15 protein-coding genes are annotated in these 17,326 nt (G+C 45.8%); 12 read left to right on the top strand and 3 right to left on the bottom strand.

The features are described 5' to 3' along the window. Positions 1–60 precede the first annotated feature (60 nt). Complete coding sequence (locus BWI93_RS03805) at positions 61–2,466, bottom strand: TonB-dependent receptor (protein WP_255157709.1); 2,406 nt, start codon at positions 2,464–2,466, stop codon at positions 61–63. A gap of 216 nt (positions 2,467–2,682) precedes the next feature. Between BWI93_RS03805 and BWI93_RS03800 the strand changes: the two genes are divergently transcribed. Together BWI93_RS03800 and BWI93_RS03795 are read left to right on the top strand one after the other, a co-directional pair. Further along, on the top strand, positions 2,683–3,720 hold the full coding sequence (locus BWI93_RS03800) for a sensor histidine kinase (RefSeq protein ID WP_094808830.1): 1,038 nt from the start codon (positions 2,683–2,685) through the stop codon (positions 3,718–3,720). Next, positions 3,713–4,426 (top strand): LytTR family DNA-binding domain-containing protein, encoded by a 714-nt coding sequence (locus BWI93_RS03795; protein ID WP_094808829.1) that lies wholly within the window; start codon positions 3,713–3,715, stop codon positions 4,424–4,426. Before BWI93_RS03800 ends, BWI93_RS03795 begins: the two co-directional genes overlap by 8 nt. Before the next feature lie 685 nt (positions 4,427–5,111). On the opposite strand, the gene hxlA is transcribed toward BWI93_RS03795, so the two are convergent. Both hxlA and BWI93_RS03785 read right to left on the bottom strand, forming a co-directional pair. Beyond that, the gene (gene hxlA / locus BWI93_RS03790; protein ID WP_094808828.1) at positions 5,112–5,744 is read right to left on the bottom strand and encodes a 3-hexulose-6-phosphate synthase; all 633 of its coding nucleotides are present in this window, start codon (positions 5,742–5,744) and stop codon (positions 5,112–5,114) included. A 189-nt stretch (positions 5,745–5,933) separates the two neighbouring features. Next, positions 5,934–6,368 carry an SIS domain-containing protein gene (locus BWI93_RS03785; RefSeq protein WP_217902229.1) on the bottom strand — a complete coding sequence of 145 codons (435 nt, stop codon included), beginning with the start codon at positions 6,366–6,368 and terminating at the stop codon, positions 5,934–5,936. A gap of 194 nt (positions 6,369–6,562) precedes the next feature. On the opposite strand from BWI93_RS03785, the gene BWI93_RS03780 reads away from it, so the two are divergent. The 10 genes from BWI93_RS03780 to BWI93_RS28480 all read left to right on the top strand — a co-directional run bounded on the left by BWI93_RS03780 (position 6,563) and on the right by BWI93_RS28480 (position 17,132). Then, complete coding sequence (locus BWI93_RS03780; RefSeq protein WP_255157708.1) at positions 6,563–7,438, top strand: AraC family transcriptional regulator; 876 nt, start codon at positions 6,563–6,565, stop codon at positions 7,436–7,438. A 1,013-nt stretch (positions 7,439–8,451) separates the two neighbouring features. Further along, positions 8,452–8,964 (top strand): sigma-70 family RNA polymerase sigma factor, encoded by a 513-nt coding sequence (locus BWI93_RS03775; RefSeq protein ID WP_176454123.1) that lies wholly within the window; start codon positions 8,452–8,454, stop codon positions 8,962–8,964. 116 nt (positions 8,965–9,080) lie between these two features. Beyond that, entirely contained in the window at positions 9,081–9,530 is a 450-nt protein-coding gene (locus BWI93_RS03770; RefSeq protein WP_176454122.1) for a FecR domain-containing protein, read from the top strand. A gap of 8 nt (positions 9,531–9,538) precedes the next feature. Beyond that, entirely contained in the window at positions 9,539–9,955 is a 417-nt protein-coding gene (locus BWI93_RS03765) for a FecR family protein (protein ID WP_255157707.1), read from the top strand. Positions 9,956–9,993: 38 nt separating this feature from the next. Beyond that, complete coding sequence (locus BWI93_RS03760) at positions 9,994–13,380, top strand: TonB-dependent receptor (protein WP_094808824.1); 3,387 nt, start codon at positions 9,994–9,996, stop codon at positions 13,378–13,380. 20 nt (positions 13,381–13,400) lie between these two features. Continuing rightward, the gene (locus BWI93_RS03755; RefSeq protein WP_176454121.1) at positions 13,401–13,910 is read left to right on the top strand and encodes a RagB/SusD family nutrient uptake outer membrane protein; all 510 of its coding nucleotides are present in this window, start codon (positions 13,401–13,403) and stop codon (positions 13,908–13,910) included. Beyond that, the gene (locus tag BWI93_RS03750) at positions 13,870–14,811 is read left to right on the top strand and encodes a RagB/SusD family nutrient uptake outer membrane protein (RefSeq protein ID WP_094808822.1); all 942 of its coding nucleotides are present in this window, start codon (positions 13,870–13,872) and stop codon (positions 14,809–14,811) included. Before BWI93_RS03755 ends, BWI93_RS03750 begins: the two co-directional genes overlap by 41 nt. Positions 14,812–14,819: 8 nt before the next feature. Next, a complete protein-coding gene (locus BWI93_RS03745; RefSeq protein WP_094808821.1) occupies positions 14,820–15,950 on the top strand; it encodes an AhpC/TSA family protein in 1,131 nt (376 codons plus the stop codon). Positions 15,951–16,002: 52 nt separating this feature from the next. After that, positions 16,003–16,752, top strand: coding sequence for a DUF4369 domain-containing protein (locus tag BWI93_RS03740; RefSeq protein WP_255157706.1), 750 nt, complete (start codon positions 16,003–16,005; stop codon positions 16,750–16,752). Positions 16,753–16,793: 41 nt separating this feature from the next. Then, on the top strand, positions 16,794–17,132 hold the full coding sequence (locus tag BWI93_RS28480) for a peroxiredoxin (RefSeq protein ID WP_255157705.1): 339 nt from the start codon (positions 16,794–16,796) through the stop codon (positions 17,130–17,132). The last annotated feature ends 194 nt before the right edge of the window (positions 17,133–17,326 follow it).

The following is a 17,326-nucleotide window of genomic DNA, read 5'->3' as shown; positions in this document are numbered from 1 at the left end:
GGTAAAATGTATTAGGATGAAATAAGCTTTCAGGCAATCGTGGATGCGAATCCAGACTCGTTACTTGGAGCGGGCATCGTCGTGGGTAATTTTTCTGACTTCCTCTTCTGAACTGTTCCGAAGCTGTCCAAACTGCCAGCTAAAGGTTAATTTGACGGAACGAGTGAAATACTGGTTGGCAGTATGGGCCCGGAACGTATCTGACTGGGTGTTTTCTTTTTGACGGAAGGGGTACGTAAATGGATTATTGACGCCTAAAATCAGACTACCCTTTTTATCCCAGAACTCTTTACGGACCGCCAGGCTATAGTCATACCAGGCGGAGTTTCTGCCTTGCAGCAGTATCCAGCCCGTACTGTACATGCCATTCGCCTGGATTGAATAGTTCCGGGGCAACTCATAGGCCATATTCAGGTTTACCTGCCAAAGCCAGCCCGAATTTTTAATGCCCAGCGATGGACTATTGAAGTGGGCGTAGTACAACTCCCCGCCCCCGTTTACTTTCAGGTTGCGTCCGAATTCTCCGGCGGCATTGAGGTTTAGACCCGTACGCTCATTGCGGGCCACGTTTTGACGCATCGTGGTCGAAACCCCGGCGTTGTCAACGGTTCGTACATCTTCAATCGAATTAGCCGTTTGTCTTCGGTACAGATTCAGATTGACGTACGTTCCGTTTTCGGTAGTCACCGAGTACGCTAGCTCAGCCAGATGGGCCAGTTCAGGCCGTAATTTGGGATTCCCAGCTACCAAGTTTTTAGGATCGCTGGCGTTAATAAAGGGATTCAAATCCCAGATCATCGGTCGCGAAATCCGTTGGGTATAGGATACCTTGATCGATTGCTGGGGGGTTAGTTCTTTCGACAGTACGACACTAGGAATCAGGTTTTGAAAATCTACCTGAAAAGGAGGAATTGTGGTTTTAAACTGCCCGTACATTTTCGTGTTTTCCAGCCGCGTACCTAGTTGAAGGGTCCATAATTTTCGGTTCGTCAGTTTTACAGAAGCATACCCAGCCATGACTTGCTGACTATACTTGAACGTATTCGAGCGATCATTGCTGAGAATGAGCTGGGTCACGTTTTCGGACTGGCTATGGTATACCTCATAGACGCTGCTTACTTCTCGCCGCACCAGTTTCGCCCCTACTTCGAATACGTGCCGCCCATTACTGGAGAAGGGATGGGTATAGTCGACTTGCCAGGTCCATTGAGGGTTACGGCTGAGGTTGGTACTCGTCTCGCGGTACAGGGGCTGATTCGTCAGATTAAATTGATTACTCACATACCGCGTGTTGTCGAACGTGTAACTATATTGCCCCAGCAGGCTCAGTTCCTGCTTAGGCTTGCGAAACAATCGGGTATAGCCCAGATTCCATTCCAGATTGCCAAAAGGATTCTTTTGATCGACTACCTGATTATATTCCTGCGTAAGGGGAGGATTGATGGATTGAAAACGATTGTAAAGGGTACTCGAACCCGGCCAGGTGCCGCCCCAGCTGCTCATCGAGAAGTTAACCCGATTGAGCGTATCGAAGGCATACTCCATACTCAGATCTCCGAACCAGCCCCGGCTCACATTATTGGCATAACTCCGCTGGTACAATTCCCCAGTGGATTGGCCATCGGCTAGCGAGGTACGCGTCATTTCCGCAATGGTTTTTTCCCGCTCGGCATTGGTATTTCCCGAAAACGTCAATCCAAATTTTTCCCGCTTGAACCCGTAGCTCCCGCCCAGCGACTGCACGTAGTTACCCGCCGTTACATCTAAATTCCCGTTGGACCCTTTGAGCTGCTTCTTGGTAATGATGTTGATGACGCCGCCGGCCCCTTCGGCATCGTAGCGAGCGGCCGGACTTGTCATTACTTCAACGGCCAGAATCGTATTGGCGGGAATCATCTTCAGTGCCTCACTCAGGTTGCGAGCCAGCAAGCCCGAAGGGCGTCCGTTTAACAATACTTTGATACTTGAACTACCCCGAATCTGAACTTTCCCGGAGACATCCACAGTGAGCATGGGAGCCTTCCGCAACACGTCCACGGCGGTACCTCCCTTATTGGTCAGATCACTGGCCGCATTATAAACCAGCCGATCCGCTTTCTCCTCAATCAATGCCTTCCGGGTGCTAATCCGTACTTCGTTTAACTGACGGCTCAGGGCCTTTAGCCGAATAGTACCCAAATTCTGGAGGGGTTGGCTATCGGTGATTCGTATGCCGCTCAGGCTACGGGACTGGTAGCCGACGTAGGTGATTTTCAATCCATAACTTCCAGTAATGAGTTTAGTAAAGGAAAATTGACCGGATTCAGAGGTGGTCTGACCCGTAATCAGGGTTCCGGATTCGGACAGAAGGGCTACACTCGCAAAAGGTACGGGTTGACTCGTCAGGGAATCCACCAGCATCCCCGTTAGCTGGCCTGGGTTGAGCGAAGAGCTGGGTAATTGCTGTCCTTGCGTGAGCAGTGACACTAGTAGGAAGGGTAGTATACTCCAAAAGTTATGCTTATTCATGGCTATAATTCCGCTGGAAAGTAGCGGTCATCTGGCCACAAAGTAGGTTTGCTGCGTTGGAAAACGTCGACTAAAAATGATCAACTCCTCTGTATTAAGGATCAATTGCGTTGGTCCTTTTCAATTGCGAAAGCTAAATGCTTTTGGTTGCTTTGTTCGAAAATAACTCTACCGATGACAGAAACCCAGGATAGAAATACACCGAAAATCTGGCTACAGGAAATCCTGATATTTGCGTTTCTTTTCATTCTCATGTCGCTGAATGCCTGGAATCAGCTTACGTCCTGGAACGATCTGGGGCGAGCCTTGCTGTTTTTCATACTGCTATACGGACAGGCCCAGCTTCATCGCTTCTTTTTATTCCCTTTATTATTCAAACAGCGAATTAAGCCCTACATCGTCTATACCCTCTCTGGTTTAGTGGTGGGTAGCTTTATTATCTACGGAGCTAACTTCTGGATTTATCCGGAATTCTGTCCAGAGGAAGGATGGTGGGAAGCGGGCCCTTTTTTATTGGCCGCCCATTTCGTCAGTTTACTGGTGCTCGTAGCTATCTTTCTGCTACAGCGGTTTTATCAACAACAGCAACAACGCAGTACGGACCAATTGCTTCAGCAGGATGAACAAATTCGCTTCTTACACGATCAATTGAACCCCCATTTCTTTTTTAATACGCTCAATAACCTCTACGGAATCAGCCTGCATGAGCCAGACCGAATGCCCAATCTGATTATGCAGTTATCGAAGTTGATGCGGTATCAGGTCGAGAGCAGTCGCCGTTCGCTCGTTTCATTGCAGCAGGAAATAGAATTCATTACCAGCTACGTGACCCTGGAACAGGAACGACTGGGGAAACGATGTCAGATTAGCTATCATTACCCGGCCGAAGAACATCAGCTACAGCGTTACCAGCTGGCTCCCCTCTTGTTAATGCCACTCGTCGAAAATGCCTTCAAGCATGGTACGGGCGACATTAAAGGCTGCTTTGTCCAGATCACCTTACAGTTAAGACAGAATCAATTGATCTTACTGATTGAAAACTCGCTCTCTTCCCATAAACCCAAGGGAGAATCGACGGGAGTAGGCTTACAAAATACCCGCCAACGGCTTGAAATATTATACCCTGAAAAACACCAGCTTATCTTAAGCCAGGAGAAAGATCGATTTACCACGCATTTAGAAATTCAACTAGCCCCTCCAGCCCATGCTTAATCGATTGCGATGTCTGATTGTTGATGATGAAACGGCCGCCCATTATGTACTCCAGCATTACATAGCACAGGTCGCTCAGTTGGAACTCGTAGGCAATTGCTACGATGCCCTGGAAGCCATTAATTTCCTGCACCGGCAACCCGTTGATCTGCTGTTTCTGGATATTAACATGCCCCAGATTACGGGCTTGCAACTGCTGCAATCGCTAGCTCATCCCCCTCGCGTTATTCTGACGACTGCCTATTCGGAATTTGCTCTGGAAAGCTATGACTATGGGGTGGTCGATTATCTACTTAAACCCATTGAACTTCCCCGTTTCCTGAAAGCTATCGATAAAGTCGTAGCGTCCGCTGAAAAAGAGACAAAGCAGGAAACGCCCGAGGTTGTATCCCCTCAATCGCTAGTCATAAAAGTAGATACGGACTGGATGCGTATTCCTTATAGCGAGCTGACGTACATCCAGAGCTGGGGAAATTACATCAAGGTGTTTACAGCTCAGCAAATGTATCTAGTTGCCATGACCATGACGGAAGTGGAGCGTCGGTTACCTTCCACTCAGTTCATGCGAATTCATAAGTCGTATCTGATTCCCTTAAACAAGATAGACCGGATGAGCGGCAATGAGGTTTTCGTGGGTACGGCAGTTATCCCGGTTGGACTTACTTACCGTCGTGAATTAATTGATCGCCTGAAAGAGATTCAGTAATTTTCACCGCATTCGTACACGTCTACATCAAGCCTTGATCTCTCCAAAAGATAGGCACGTTTCTATCTTGACAGTAGATCCTTGTGTCAGAAGCGATAGAAGGACTAGATAAGCTTTCCCTGAAATTCGTTTGTAAAACGTTATAAATTCAACTGTTATAATAGTTTATCACAAGACTTAAGATATAAAATAAGTTATATCTTAATGGAGTTCTACATTTATTAAAAGCTCGTTCTGTTGCGGTTATTACGATATAAAATAAGTGATATAAAACTACCCCAAGTTTTCGATTAACGCATACCAATTGGCGACAAAACCTTTAGATTTTACACGAAGCTCAATCCAAGTTTGGTTACCTATAATTTGATTACGTAAGAGACAATGTATAATGATTTCATCCATTGGGTATTGAGAAAAATGTAAACGTTTTACTATTCCAAGAATCCCATCGTTTTTCTGTAGTCCATTTTTTGAGAGTAATTGGTTTAAGGTAATGATTGATAGTAATGCTACTTAATTTAATGTTCAGAGTTCAATCCTCTCTGTGTATTTTACTGGTTACTATTATTTTACTGGACTTCTTATTTAGCTATTCTTATTGAACAAACTCCTATTAATTTTTAAATACATAAAAAGAGCCTAACCCAAAACAGGGCTGGACTCTTTTTAAATTACTTTAGTAGCGTTAGACTGCGTTTATTGCCTCTTTAAGTGCTTTAGCTGCCGCTGCTGGATCGTCAGCTCCATAGATAGCTCCACCGGCCACAATAACTTCTGCCCCTGCTGCCACTACGTCCTTAATCGTATGGATGTTTACGCCCCCGGCTACAGAGAAAGGAACGTTCGCCTCTTTACCTTCACTGATCAATTTCTGAATCGAGTACCCAGGCAGAGCTTGCTCATCCAGTCCAGCGTGAAGTTCAACGAAAGCTACACCCAATGCGGTCACTTCTTTCGCTCGCTCCACTCTGTTTTTTACTCCAATGGTGTCTACTACCACTTTTTTTCCATGCTTTTCAGCGGCTTCTACGGCCCCTTTTACCGTGGCATCATCCACCGTTCCCATCACGGTAATGAGATCTGCTCCGGCCTGAAATGCGATTTCTGCCTCCAAAAATCCGGTATCAGCCGTTTTCATATCCGCAAATACCCATTTGTCAGGATGAGCCTCTTTCATAGCGGTAACCACCTTTAACCCTTCTGCTTTGATCAGAGGTGTGCCTAACTCGATGATGTCCACATAAGGAGCTACTTTAGCGGCTAATGCCAGAGCATCCTGAATGGTTAATAAATCTATTGCTACTTGTAATTTTGCCATTCTGCTTATTATTAGATTACATGTTCATTTCATTACTCCAGGTTAGCATGACGCTTCCAGAGGGTTTCGGCGGCGGAACCTTCAAGTTTCCACAAGCCCATAAAGAGAGCATCGCCGCATAAGAGCAGGGCTTGCTCAAACAGACTTCCAGCGTATTGATGGGATCGATTGCCCTGGTGATCCTGTTTCTCAGCGGCGGGAAGCTGAACGTGAACATGGGCCAGCTGAGTCTAGTTTTGACGCATTATTCGTTGTTATAGCAACGACCCGGGCTCCTGCTGCTTTTGCTTTCTCGGCTGTCCGAACGATTGACTCAGTCGTACCAGAACCTGAAGCAGCCCACAGCAGATCACCAGACTGGATAGCCGGGGTTGTCGTATCTCCCACGACATGTACCGCTAAACCCAGGTGCATCAAACGCATGGCAATGGATCGCATGGCGTAGCCGGAACGACCGGCAGCTACTAAAAAGATGGCCTTGGCCTTACTGATTTCACCAACGAGTGGGGTAAACTCATCAAAATTAATCTGATCGGCCAGCTTGCTATTTTCCCGTATAATTTGCTCGTAGTTATTTCGAATATGTACTCCTAAATCATTGGGAGATTCTAACTCGATATTCATACAGTAGTAGGTGTTTATCGAGGGCAAAGGTAGAGCTAGATAATCCGCACAGAATTATACATTATTCCATAATTGGTGGACAATTAGGAACATTTAGTCACAAAACCGCCTACTTTTGATTTACAAAGTTGTACATTTCCGAATAGTCCTCCCTAATGGGCAAAATGTTCTATTCAAAAACGATAGCGTCTACCTTGAAAAACGTACCTGATTCCCGACTCTCGAATACCCTGATCTATTTGAGGAACCTGCACCATTGCCCCCCCAGCTACCTGGATGATCCCCATAGAAAAGACTTTTTTGAAATTGTATGGTTGAGAAATGAAGATGCTCTCCATGATACCCGCTCCACGGATATACAGGTGAAGGGTGACTGGGTGTATTTAATACCTCCGTACCGGGTACATCAACTCAACAAGGCTGGAAAAAATGGTGAGTTACTCTCTTTTAAAAGAGAAGTGATTGGAGAGGAAGACAAAGAGTTCTTACTGGATATTTTCAAAATCTTCAATGTACAGGGCGAGTTCTCTTGTTTGAAGCTGGAAAAGAATGTAGCCGAAGAACTTATCGCCGTTTTTCAGCTCATGCGTGATGAATATCAAAAACCAGAAGCGGACCTGGTGATCCTCAAGGCCATCTTGCGGGTTTTTCTGCTAAAACTGATCAAAGTCAAAGAACAGGAATTCACTAACCACGATATTCATCAGAAAAGAGTTTTTGACTTTTTTACGCTTCTGGAGAGTAACTACATACAAATTAGAAATACCGATTTTTATGCCGGGAAATTGGGATTGAGCTCCAAACGACTCAATCAGATACTCAAGGATAAGTTAGACAAGACCGGCATGCAACTCATTCATGATCGGATTATTCTGGAAGCCAAGCGACTCATTATCCATAGTGATTATACGATCAAGGAAATATCCTTTCAGCTTGGGTTTTCAGACCGTCCTTACTTCAGTCGCTTTTTTAAAAAACAAACGGGGCAAACACCAGAGCAGTTTCAAAAGCAATCGCAAAGTCATCGCCTTCAAAAGCTTAATACGTTATCAGACGACAGTACGCTCTAAAATAGACCTGTTAATCAGCTACTTGTCTTTAAAGAATGGCATATTTTATTTAGCATTGACTTGCTTTTCTACGGAGCTAAGCCACTCATATAAACGATCCATCTATTGATCCACGGCTAGGCTCTGTGTCTTACTCGCAAAAGCAGGGTACCTATACGTACATACATGAATTTCAGCTAAAGCATTTACTTGTTCCCATTTTTGATAATTAATATCAGAATCCGCAATTATCTTCTTCCTCCAACTGTTCCTAGTGACGCACGGCATGCATGGGATGCTTGTCAGGATTACCACTTGGAATAGGGAGGGATAATCATTGTGGATTTACTTTCTGTGGTTCCTAGCTCCACGTGATTAGTAACCCACATTTTCCCTTACCTAATCAAACCTTGTATTAATTCTACCTGCACCAATAAACTCAAAAATAAAGCAGTATCTTAAAAAGATACTTTATCATACTTTTCAAAACAGGTCCCTTCTTTATATGTCCTGCTTATCTGAAGACATCGGTTCCTTACCTCATTATTAAGGTTAACTTTCTCAGACGTTCCTTTTATTTTGTTATACTATTTGTAATATTTTATATAATTATTTAATTAAAAATGTAGTGGGTTTAATATAAGGTTTGATTATATAACATAAATTCATAACCACACATATCCTAAAAAAGCCAGTTAATCCTTAAAAGGTATGTTGACGAGTTATAGAGGAATCTTACCCAATCATTATATGATTTTTACTCACTATAATATAAAATTAGGCATAATATGCATTTAGCGAAATAAAATTTCACATATTCTTGTAGGGATAATGTTGTTTTTAGGAACTTACTCTAAAACACCAATCATTCGCCTATGCAAGCAGGCAGCGTACCGGAAGACAGCAGTCAAGCAAAACCAGTACTCTCCACTGAGTACTCCTCTACGGAAGAACCTGCTTTGACGACTCATCAAACTTCGGATGAAGTTTTTATTCAAAGAGCTTTTCAAAGAGATGTGCAGGAGGGCTTATCTATGCTTTTTGTAAGGTATTACACGCCCTTATGCAGCCACGCCGTTCGGTATGTTTCCTCCAAAGCTATCGCAGAAGACATCGTAGCAGAAGTATTCATTCAGTTTCAAAGCCGTAAAGCTTATGAGACGATTGAAAACTCGTACCGATCTTATTTATACAAGGCCGTTAGAAATCTGGCTTTACGCTATTTACGCGATGAAGTTACCATGGTTTCAGATACCAGCCTATCGGCTCAAAATACCCCCGAAGATCAGCCTTCCGCTCAAGTTTTGTTAGAGGCCGATGAAATCCGTTGGCACCTGCAAATGGCCATTGAAGAATTAAGCCTACCCTTACAACGGGTTTTTATTGCCTGCCGAATCGAAGGCAAAAAGCAGGCTCTTGTCGCTTCTGAACTAGGATTATCCGTTAAAACGGTTGAAGTATACGTAGCTAGAGCTTTACAACAGGTTCGTCAGCACATGAAAAAAGCAGGACTACTGGTTTTAACGATACTTTTTAACGCATTTTAACCTTCGATCCGACTCAATTGCATACCATGGAAACTATCATTACTAAATCCGTTTTTTTTACGTATCTCAACGGCCAGGCTACGGTTCATCAGAAGCAGCAGATCGGGCAATGGTTAATGAACCCGATCAATCAGGAGCAATATTTTACCTGGCTGGATGAATGGGAGCGGCAAAGCCTTCAAATGCAAACGAATCAAGATAAGGCCTGGGAAACGATTACCAATCAATTAGAGAATACCTCTCATGCACCCCTGCAAGTTCTGCCTCGTCAGCGTTTTCCGTTAAATCTCTATGGTCTGGCTGTTAGCCTGTTGGCTTGTGTATTAATAGCTGGGTATTTGTTTAAAGACCAATGGCAAATAAAAACCTTAAAAACCCAGCCTGGCGAAGTTCGTACCCTTGAGCTTCCGGATGGCAGTCAGGTCATACTCAATAGCAATTCTACCCTTTCTTATAACCGCTTTAGTTTTAAAAACCAGCGGAATATTCAATTGACGGGCGAGGCAGAATTTAACGCAAACATCAAAAAAACCACGCTCCTTTCTGGGTCCACACCACCAACCTGAACATTCGCGTGCTGGGGACCCGATTTGTAGTACTCAGTCGTAAAAAAGATAGCCAAGTCTATTTAAAGGAAGGAAGTGTTGAACTAGAATCGGGCAGTCGCCGGGTGCTCCTTAAACCCGGTCAGTTAGCCAAAGCCTCAAAACCCGGTAATCTGGCCCCCATCGAAGCCGTTTCACGGCCCGCTCATTTAACCGCCTGGCAGCAACAGCGTTTCTTATTCGATCACACCCCTGTATCAGTCGTGATTGAACAAATTAATGATCGTTTCAATACCAAGATTGGTATTGAACCCAGCTTGAAAGATCGCCAGCTTTCCGGCGATTTTGTTGCTCCTCATTCTCAGGATATTATCCATACCTTAACCTACATGCTTAATGCCGAACTCGTAGCAAAATCAGATTCCCTGGTACTTACCCCCCGCTAATTCCCCTTCATTCATCGTACCTTAACTAAACGTTATTTATGAGCGTAGATGTACCACGTTTCGCCTTCACGGCGGGGCTATGCTTCCTATTGGCCCAACCTACTTTGGAAGCTCGTAGTCGGATTCCTGTCACAGAGGCTATCTTTAGTCAGCAAACTGCTCAGAATCAGCAAACGCTCCGCCAGCGGCTGAATGCGATTCGGCAGCGATTTGGGGTAAGCATTCTCATGGAAGAAATACCCGAATTGAATCAATGGGCACCCGCTCCCAAAGGACGTACGGCCGATGAACAGCTTCGCAATTTACTGAGTCCCTTTCCAATTGAAATAAAAGAAGTGCGGGCAAAGACCTATGTCTTATCGCAAAAACAAAAAGACAGTTCCCGTCCGGTGAATGCTTCATCAAGTAATGCAGTACCAACGGCAGAGAGCAGAGTCATTCAAAACATTTCAGGAAAAGTTTTAACGGACGAGACGGGAGAACCGCTGGCTGGAGTTAGCATCTTAATTAAGGGCACGCTCCTGGGTACGATGACCAACGATAAAGGCGAATTCCGCCTGGATTTGCCCGAAAATGGTTCTACGCTAGTCTTTTCTTTCGTGGGCTATAAAACCCAGGAAGTGATCGTTAGAAGCCAGCGGATTCTTGACATTCGGCTCCAAATTGAAGCCGCCCGGCTGGACGAAGTAGTGGTTACCGGATATGGCAATAAAAGCATTCGTGAATTAACGGGAGCCGCCGTACAGATACAGGCCGAAGATTTACAAAACGTGACCAGTTCGACGCTTCTGCAAAATCTACAGGGCAAATTAGCAGGAGTCAATATTGCTAATGCGGGCGGAGGTCCTGCGGGTTTCATGAGCATCATGATTCGCGGAGCAGGCTCGCTGGGCGGTGCTTTTGGGAGTGCCTATCAACCTTTAATCGTAGTGGATGGCATCATTCAGGCCTCTTCTGAAACGCAGAATGCCCTGGCTTATCTAGCTCCGCAGGACATTGCTTCGGTCACTGTTCTGAAAGATGCGGCTTCTACCGCCCTGTACGGATCAAGAGCCGCCAATGGCGTGATTGTTATTACGACCAAGCAAGGAAAAAACGGACCTACCCGCATTACGGCCAATGTAACGATGGGTATCAATGAGCCCACCTTAGGAAAGGTACGCATGATGAATTCGGCGGAACGGTACGATCTCATGCGTCAGTCTTTCGGTAACTCTTTCCGTAGAAGCAATCCTACGGCCAGCGATGAGAGTGTAGCGGCTTACGTTAATCAGCAGGCTCCTGCCAGCCTGCTGACCCATAACACCAACTGGACGAACCTTATTTATAACACGGGTGTAACCCGTAACTACGAAATTGGTATTTCCGGCGGGAATGATAAAATCAAAAACTACACCGGATTTAACCTTTACTCGGAAGACCCGGTAAAAATTACGGACTTATACCGACGACTTAATTTTCGCACCAATACCGAGTTTACGCTCAACAAACGGATGGTGTTATCGACGGCTCTCAACGGTTTATACAACACGGTGCAATCGGACGGCGTACTCAACATTGCCAGTGCGGGTTATTACCTGCTTCCGTTTGATTCCCCGACTCGGGCCGATGGATCGTACCGAGTCGGAGGCAGTGCTGACCCAGGCTGGCGTTCGGGAGGTTCGTTTAACCCGCTCTACAGCGTAGGAAAAAACTGGAATAAAGCCAAAACCTTTCAGGTAAATGCCGATCTTACCTATCGGTACCGGATTACGGACTGGATGAGGTTTGAAACGGCTAACCGTTTAACACTCGGGCAAAGTGGGAGTACTTTGTACGTTTCGCCCAAAGACTCTGCCTCTTTTGCCATCACCTACCCGGGCTACATTTCAAAATCGCAATCCCTGACGCTTAATACGCTTACGTCCAATCGTTTATTTCTGGAAAAAGCCTATGGGACACACGACTTTAAATTAATTCTGGGGGCCGAATACAACCGCATTCGAACGGAGAGTATTAGCTCAACGGGTTTGGGGCTACAATCCGACTTACTAACCGTGCTGGGTGCTAAAACGGTTTCTGCTTTTGAAAGTATTGTCGAAACCCGGTATGCTTCCTTATTTTCTGAACTGAGTTATAGTCTACATAACCGATACTTTTTAACAGGTTCGTTCCGCCGGGATGGTTCTTCCCGGTTTGGCATCAACGCTCGCTACGGAAATTTCTATGCTTTCAGTGGAGCATGGCAGGTTTCAGACGAAGCCTTTCTTAAAGGAAGCAACGTTCTTACGAATCTAAAACTTCGCTTAAGTCACGGCATTACCGGCAACTCCAATCCCGTGGCTGACTATGCCACCTACGGGCTTTACAGTTTTGTCAGTACTCCAGCCTCGCAATACCTGGGCCAGTTGGGAGCGATCCCTTCACAGATTCCTAATGCAGATTTACAATGGGAGCGTCAGCAGACGACCAACCTGGGCGTTGATCTAAGCTTATGGAAGCGGCTTAACGTAACCCTGGAACTCTACGATAAGCGAAATTTCAATTTGTTGCAATCAGTACCCCTTCCGACGACCAGCGGATTTTCAAGCATCGCCCGAAACATAGGAAGCATTAGCAATAAGGGTATCGAGTTATCCCTTAACAGCAGGAACACGACTGGCAAATTGCGTTGGGAAACGGACTTTAATATCGCCTTCAACCGAAATCAGATACTGGCGTTAACCAATAACAACGCCGACATCTACCGCAATAGTTACGTAGGAACCATCCTTCGGGTTGGAGAAGCGGTAGGTTCGTACTATATGCCCAAGTACGCAGGAGTGGATCCGCAGACGGGTAACCCGCTTTGGGAGATCCTTCAAAAGGACGGAAATGGTAGCGTAACTGGGGTAACGACTACGCCTACTATCGGACTGGCCACGCTTCAGGTGCTCGGTAGTGCCCAACCCAAATGGACGGGAGGCCTGACCAATACCCTTACCTATGGAAATTTTAGTCTAAGCGTTCTCATCAACTTCAGTGCGGGATATAAAATCCTGAACCGAACCCGAAATAACCTGGAATTTGACGGATCTTCGGCTACGCAAAATAATATTGCCTTACCTAAGGGCCAAGTTCGCTGGCAAAAACCCGGCGATATTGCCGATGCTCCCATTGCCATCATTGGCGGTAATCAGGATTTATACTTTCCCAACAGTCGCTACGTAGAAAGGGGGGATTTTGCCCGGCTTCGCAACGTTCGTCTGGGATATTCCCTACCCCGCCCAGTGCTGTCTCGCATGAAGATGCAAAACCTGACTGTTTTTGTATCGGGTGATAACCTGCTCACACTCACTCGATTTACGGGTATTGATCCGGAAGAGAATGGCTCCTTCGGCGAAGAGAACGCCGGCAAATATCCCTTTGCCCGCAAATACCTGGCGGGTCTGCAATTGTCCTTTTAATGATTTTGAACATCTCTACTATGCGATATTCTTTTTCTGTACTGCTCGCTACGTCAGGGCTCCTGTTGGGAGGTTGCCAGGAAATTCTGGACGTTAAACCAGAAACGCAAGTCGAATCCTCTACCTTTCTTACGAATTCGGCTAATCTGCAAACGGCTACCTACGGTAATTATTCGATGCTGCTGAATAATTCTCTCGTCGCCCGTTTTCATCGGTTTACGGAACTGTCCAGTGACAATGTACAGGTACTACTGGCCGGAGATAATGCCACTACTACCTCCATAGGGATTTACACGTACCAACATACCAGTACCCTGCTAGGGCTGAATGTGATGTGGGACGGAGCCTATAAATTAATTTATGCCAGTAATCAGGTAATTCAGGCCATTCCGGACAATGCTCCAGCGGCGGACCTCCAGCTCAAAGGCGAAAACCTCTATCTGAGAGCTCTGATGCATTTTTCTCTGGTACGCATTTTCGGGCTTCCGTATGCTCAGAATCCGGCTCAGAACCTGGGCGTACCCTCCTGACGAAGCCGGATGTAAACGCTTTACTGCTCGTAATACGGTCAAAGAATGCTATGATCAGCTGGTAACCGATCTGATGCAGGCCGCCAGCCTGATGACCCTCGACAAAGGCAATGCCTATGCCAGTAAAAATGCCGCTTATGCCTTACTGGCCAACGTTTATCTGCAACGGGGGGAAAATGAGAAAGTGGTTGAAATTGTAAACCTGGTTATGCGTCAGAACAAATACAAACTGGTCACCGGAACGGAGTTTACCAACTATTTTACGACTGATCACAGTACGGATCAGGAGACCATTTTCTGCATGCGGATGACGTCTGCTCAGACTGCCGCCACGTTTGGAATCAACTACGATTACACCGATTCCCGGTATGCCGCTGCTTCAGAACCCTTGATTGCTTTGCTCAATGAAGGGAAGACGGATGCTCGTCTCCAGCATTATGTTTCCCTGATGACCAACACCCAGGGCACGCGTTACTTTGTTAATAAATACACGCAAGACGGGAATATTCGGCTGAGTTCACCCGTATTTTCCCGCTACGCCGGCCTGCTGCTGGATCGGGCGGAAGCGTTAGCTAAGCTGGGCCGGAATACGGAAGCCCTGAGCGATGTAAATGCCATCCGTCAGCGGGCCGGTTTGACGGACCTTTACAGCGAAAGTAATCTACGGGGCCGGGCCACCGTACTCGATGCGGTACTCGATGAACGTCGGATGGAATTAGCCTTTGAATTTGGCTACCGCCGGGATGATCTTCTTCGCAATAATCGGCCCCTCGTACGCAGCTACACCACCAACCTGCCCGGTGATAAAATTACCGTTCAGCCAACGGATGCTACAGTTGTGTTTTTATTACCGCAAACGGAGATGTCCGTTAATCCTAACCTCGTACAAAACCCTCAATAAGTAAACGCATGAAAAATTCCTTGCTTGGCTTTTTAGCCCTGGGTCTTTTGACTCTACCCACGCTGGGAGAAGCCCAGACAGGCTACACGCTTTCCGCGGACATTAAAGGCCTAAATGTACCGTACGTATACTTTCGAAAAACTCCGGTTTTTGGAGCGGAAGCTTTAAACGCAAAGCTTGATTCTGTAGCGGTCAAGAAGGGCCATTTCACCATTCAGGGAAAAGCCCCGCACCCCTTTATGATGAGCGTTATTACGGATAAAGACTACCGTAAGACAAAGTATTTTGGGGTCTTCGTAGAAAATAAACCCATCACGGTCAAGGGAGATTTTGCCAGTCTACCTACAGTGAAAGTAACGGGTTCTGCTACGCATGATCTTTACGTGAACTACGAGAAGAGTCTAAGTTCCGTGCGTACCCGCTTAGACTCTTTGAATAAGATTTACATGAAAGCCCACGAAGCGAAGGATACCGTTCAGGAAGCTTTACTCCAAAAATCGAGAGAGCCCCTATACAAAGAATACCTCAAGATTGAACAAGCCTTCGTTAAAGATCATCCCAGCACGGTAATCAGTGCCTTCCTGCTATCTAGTGGAATGGCCATGTCACTACCTCTAGAAGAACGGGAAAACCTGCTTAGGGGCTTAGATTCAGAGGTACAGGCCTCTGCTTACGGCAAGGAAGCTGCCGAGAAGATCCGTCTGGATAAAATGGGCCAACCCGGTGATAAGGCTTTTGCCTTTGAAGCCGTAGACATCCAGGGTAAACCCTTTAAGTTAGCTGATCTGAAAGGCAAGTATGTGTTAATGGATTTCTGGGCTAGCTGGTGCGTGCCCTGCCGGAAAAACAATCCTCATTTACGCAAACTCTACGAGCAGTATCAGGCCAAAGGATTTGATGTGGTCGGCATTTCCGATGATGATAGTAAACCCGAAGCCTGGAAAAAAGCCGTCGAAAAAGATCAGTTGCCCTGGCACCACGTGCTCAGAGGCTATCGGACGGATTCAGATCTCACGAAACATTTTGCCATTCATTCCCTGCCGACTTACATTCTGCTCGATAAAGAAGGTACCATCATTGCCCGCTACAGTAGTGATCACAGCGAGTTAGATAAAAAACTGGCTGAACTCATGCCTTAATTCGGTATTCGCCAACGATTGATTATTCTTTTTCAAACTTACTATTGACGTCATGAAGTATTTATGGACGATTTTGGCCTGTTGCCCCGTACTGGCTCTGGCTCAATCCAAACCGTTTACCATTGAGGGTAAAGCCCAAAGTTACGACGCTCCGGCTAAAGCTTATTTAATGTACGGTGAGGCAGGAAAAAATGTTGATTCGGTACAAATTCATAAAGGGTCTTTTTCATTTAAAGGGACACTCGAAAACAGTGAACCTTTGAATGCCATGCTGATGATTGATAAAAAAGGGCTTTCGCTACGTCAGGCTCAGCGGGCAGGAATCCAGCAATTTTACGTGGAACCGGGTAAAATCAAGATAGAAAGTCCTGATTCCCTGGAGCACATCAAGGTTACCGGCACGAAAACGAATCTGGAAAATCAGGCGTTACAGCACTTACTGGAATCAACGAATAAAGAAATTGCTATAGTGCTGCAGGAGTATCAGGAAGGTACACCTGAACAACAAAAAGATAGCGTATATAGCAAACCGTTCATCAAGCGATACAATACACTTGCTGAGAAGCAAAAGAAAATATCTCTGGCTTTTGCTAGACAGCACCCGAACAGCTTTGTAAGCCTAAATGCCATCATTCGAAGTTCAGGAGCTTTTCCGGATTATGCATCCAATTATGAGTTAATGCAGGGTTTATCCCCGGAAATTCGAAATTCTGCCTTGGGAAAGACGTTTAGTAATCAACTGGAAGCCATCAAGGCAACAGCCATTGGTGCCATGGCTCCCGAGTTACCCAACCGAATGTAAACGGTAAGCCGGTATCACTAAAAGATTTTCGGGGTAAGTACGTGCTCGTGGATTTCTGGGCTAGCTGGTGCGGCCCCTGCCGGGCCGAAAACCCAAACGTAGTGAAGAACTACCAGGCTTATAAAGACAAAAACTTTACCGTTTTGGGTGTATCCCTTGATCAGCCCAGCGGTAAAAATGCCTGGCTGAAAGCAATTGAAAAAGACGGACTGACCTGGACGCAGGTTTCGGATTTGACCGGATGGAAGAATACGGCAGCTCAGGCCTATGCTATACGGGCCATTCCCCAGAACTTCCTTCTTGATCCCCAGGGTAAAATCATTGCCAAAAATATTCGGGGTGAAGAGTTGAGCAAAAAGCTTGCGGAGTTGATTAAATAAAGAGTAAAATCCGGAAGGGCTTATCAAGCCCTTCCGAAAATGAAAAGTAGTTATCCCATTTCAATAGCTTCGTAGTACACTTCATCAACACTCTATTGAAATCTATTTATCTCATGCATACGGACCTTACATCAGCTACCTTAGAGCCCGGCGTACGCAATAAATTCAATCACCTCTGGCATCTGGTCGGGAAC

Source organism: Siphonobacter sp. BAB-5385 (genome assembly GCF_002261125.1).
In the GTDB taxonomy this organism is placed as follows: domain Bacteria; phylum Bacteroidota; class Bacteroidia; order Cytophagales; family Spirosomataceae; genus Siphonobacter.
Note: the sequence above shows the minus strand (reverse complement) of the source record. Positions and strands in the feature narration are given on the sequence as shown.

What these genes read in the sequence shown, in the direction of transcription:
- BWI93_RS03800 (WP_094808830.1), top strand. Translation starts at nt 2,683, where the DNA reads ATGACAGAAACCCAGGATAGAAATACACCGAAAATCTGGCTACAGGAA.
- BWI93_RS03795 (WP_094808829.1), top strand. Translation starts at nt 3,713, where the DNA reads ATGCTTAATCGATTGCGATGTCTGATTGTTGATGATGAAACGGCCGCC.
- hxlA (WP_094808828.1), bottom strand. Translation starts at nt 5,744, where the DNA reads ATGGCAAAATTACAAGTAGCAATAGATTTATTAACCATTCAGGATGCT.
- BWI93_RS03785 (WP_217902229.1), bottom strand. Translation starts at nt 6,368, where the DNA reads ATGAATATCGAGTTAGAATCTCCCAATGATTTAGGAGTACATATTCGA.
- BWI93_RS03775 (WP_176454123.1), top strand. Translation starts at nt 8,452, where the DNA reads ATGCTTTTTGTAAGGTATTACACGCCCTTATGCAGCCACGCCGTTCGG.
- BWI93_RS03770 (WP_176454122.1), top strand. Translation starts at nt 9,081, where the DNA reads ATGAACCCGATCAATCAGGAGCAATATTTTACCTGGCTGGATGAATGG.
- BWI93_RS03760 (WP_094808824.1), top strand. Translation starts at nt 9,994, where the DNA reads ATGAGCGTAGATGTACCACGTTTCGCCTTCACGGCGGGGCTATGCTTC.
- BWI93_RS03755 (WP_176454121.1), top strand. Translation starts at nt 13,401, where the DNA reads ATGCGATATTCTTTTTCTGTACTGCTCGCTACGTCAGGGCTCCTGTTG.
- BWI93_RS03750 (WP_094808822.1), top strand. Translation starts at nt 13,870, where the DNA reads ATGCTCAGAATCCGGCTCAGAACCTGGGCGTACCCTCCTGACGAAGCC.
- BWI93_RS03745 (WP_094808821.1), top strand. Translation starts at nt 14,820, where the DNA reads ATGAAAAATTCCTTGCTTGGCTTTTTAGCCCTGGGTCTTTTGACTCTA.
- BWI93_RS03740 (WP_255157706.1), top strand. Translation starts at nt 16,003, where the DNA reads ATGAAGTATTTATGGACGATTTTGGCCTGTTGCCCCGTACTGGCTCTG.